Annotated in this window: 3 protein-coding genes; all 3 read right to left on the reverse strand. The window is 43.1% G+C overall.

Annotation, left to right across the window (positions count from 1 at the left end; genetic code table 11):
* Window positions 1–447: 447 nt before the first annotated feature.
* Entirely contained in the window at window positions 448–1,647 is a 1,200-nt protein-coding gene (locus tag VTH8203_RS16920; protein WP_096994724.1) for an IS4 family transposase, read from the reverse strand.
* A 181-nt stretch (window positions 1,648–1,828) separates the two neighbouring features.
* Window positions 1,829–2,152, reverse strand: a complete 324-nt coding sequence (locus tag VTH8203_RS16925; protein ID WP_096994725.1) for a hypothetical protein — start codon at window positions 2,150–2,152, stop codon at window positions 1,829–1,831.
* Window positions 2,153–2,166: 14 nt separating this feature from the next.
* The coding region (locus tag VTH8203_RS16930; RefSeq protein ID WP_167385784.1) for a transposase at window positions 2,167–2,360 on the reverse strand (194 nt) is incomplete at its 5' end.

Genomic DNA, 2,360 nt, shown 5'->3' on the forward strand with positions numbered 1-2,360 from the left:
ATTTAGATCCCGATTGGCAAATGCCAACCTTCGTTACATTGTCAGAGCCGCTACTTTATTCAGGCTCCTAGGTTCATCTGGTGATACAGATGGTTCACTCGTTAAGCGGTGAACAGCGCTTCATACGACTTCACGTCGCACGCCCCAAAGTTTGTTTCGTCAAAAAGAACAGGATCGTTGCTGGTTGAATTTTGACCAAGTATAACGGCTAACTCTATGGTGTTGTTACGAAAAACCATCGCTGATGGTATTTTGAAACTTGGAAAACTGATTCAACCATAAGCTCAATGCGATTTATTTGAACGTAAAAATTCACATACAAGCATTTAAGAGTGATTCCCAACGCTTGGCATTTTTCAATCCATCGTTGGGTTTCGTGTTTAAGGTGGTCTGGTTAAGTTTTGTGATAGCGTTGCTCACACCTTAATGCGGCGCTGGCGGATCCCCTCATAAGTCCCCCAATCCACAGGTATGTGTTAGGCGTTGATATTCCACTATTGCCCAATGATATTGGGACTCTTGTATTCGGTATCTCCGATGACAACGTACTTCCTTACCAAGTCTAGGAATTGAGAGCACACGACGATGCTTGATGGTGTTGGCTTGGAAGTCATAATGCCATTTGGCTCGCATGGCGACTAAGCCATTCCACCACATGATGATTTCGGCCATTAATGCCATAAGCAACAAGATATCAATGCGTTTGGTGCAACGTGTTCTGTTATGGCGAAGTGCCAACCCGTAAGCTGGACTTTTTAGATCTCGGAACGACTCTTCAATTTGCATTCTTTTGGCGTACAAACGGGTTATTTTAATGCCATTAAGTACATTATTGGGGAGGTTAGTGACCAGAAGCCACGGCTCTTTTGCTCCTTTATGGAACACTTTTCCTGCTGAGTGTTTTTGGCAAGTTCGGCTGTGCCGATGGGCTTTTCTGCCTTTGGGATGACTCTTGTACAAGTAAGCAAAGCACTGAAGTGGTGAGCGCTTAGCAAGTTGGCTTTCTCCTAAAAACAGCGGCTTATCTGTTGCTTGAGGATAAAACGTTTTACTCCATTGCCAAGAGCCTTCGCCACACTTAATCGAGACTTCACCACGCACACGTCCAAGCCAGAACCAACCTTTGTTGGCGACTTGTCTGAACCACGTATTTCTAAAGCTAGCGTCTGAGATGATGATAGGTGTGCAGCCTTTTGGGAGAAGGGATTGCAGCTTATCGAGAAAGTGTTGATGGCTCTTGGGAGAGTTGTAGTTTTTGTACTCAAATGCCTGCTCGTATAGCGTGACGGCGCGACCTTTAACGGATACCGAAGCGCGCAATGTCATATAGCGCAGTTGCTCACGAACATCCGACCAATCAACTAGCACCACAGGAAAAGGATTTGCACGGGTAATAAAGGAGGCATACCATTTATATATGGACTCTTTTTCACGGTGTAGATTGCTATTCCCAAGCAATCGGTCGATACGTTTGATGGCATGTTTCACCGTGGTATCAGTGTCGAGAGCTCTTCCAATTTTGGTGAGTGTGAGGTCAGAGCCATCAAGTACCGTTTGGGTTGCAAGTATCAGAGATTTAAGTCGTTTTTTGTGAATTTCAGGGCATTGATTCTCAAGTGTTTGCTGTAGAATTTGAACATCGCGCATCGTTAGGGCTTCCTATTAAATCCATTTAATCAGGTGTATTTTTGGCGAAATTCATTAGATCAGAATGAGCGATGCGCGTCTACTCATTGTTTTGTATAGAAATTATGAGGGGATTCGTAAGAATGCGGCGTTAAGTAGCAGCTCGTAAAAAGTAACTTAAATACAAGCTGCATTGAAAGCATTACGCAACGTCGACGTTACACCATTCCGAAATTTCATCGGCTAATGAATCTATCTCTACATGCGAACCAACATGGAAATTATGTGGTTTTAGAAGCCAAATGAATTTGTCTAATTCGTTCTCAATCTCAATCTGTGTTTCTTTTTTTAATGAGTCATCAGGTAGCATTAAAAACACTGCATTAGCATGGGTTTTTAGGTGGTTCGAGGCAATATCTATATCTCTATAACCGTCAAACAAATTGCACTTCACTCGCTGAACGTCTGAATAGGCTGTAGATACAAGCGTGGCTGTACCGTTTGCTTTCTTATAAGGTAAAAACAAGGGCTCTTCTCCGCTTAGATGAGCTTGACAGAAGGGTATAATATTGAACTTACCTCAGGTACTGAAAGCTGTTTAATCTTCAGTTTGAAGTATTCGGTATCTCTTATCCCGCGAGCTCTTCTACGCAACAATCCTATTGATACATTGCCAGCCTCGATTATAGAGCTGGTTAGTCGGTCATACTTTGCAAAGTTACAGATGCCTTCTT

This window comes from Vibrio thalassae (genome assembly GCF_900089835.1).
Lineage (GTDB): Bacteria > Pseudomonadota > Gammaproteobacteria > Enterobacterales > Vibrionaceae > Vibrio > Vibrio thalassae.

Excerpts from the sequence above, each read along its gene's own strand:
- VTH8203_RS16920 (WP_096994724.1), bottom strand. The coding sequence starts at position 1,647 with ATGCGCGATGTTCAAATTCTACAGCAAACACTTGAGAATCAATGCCCT.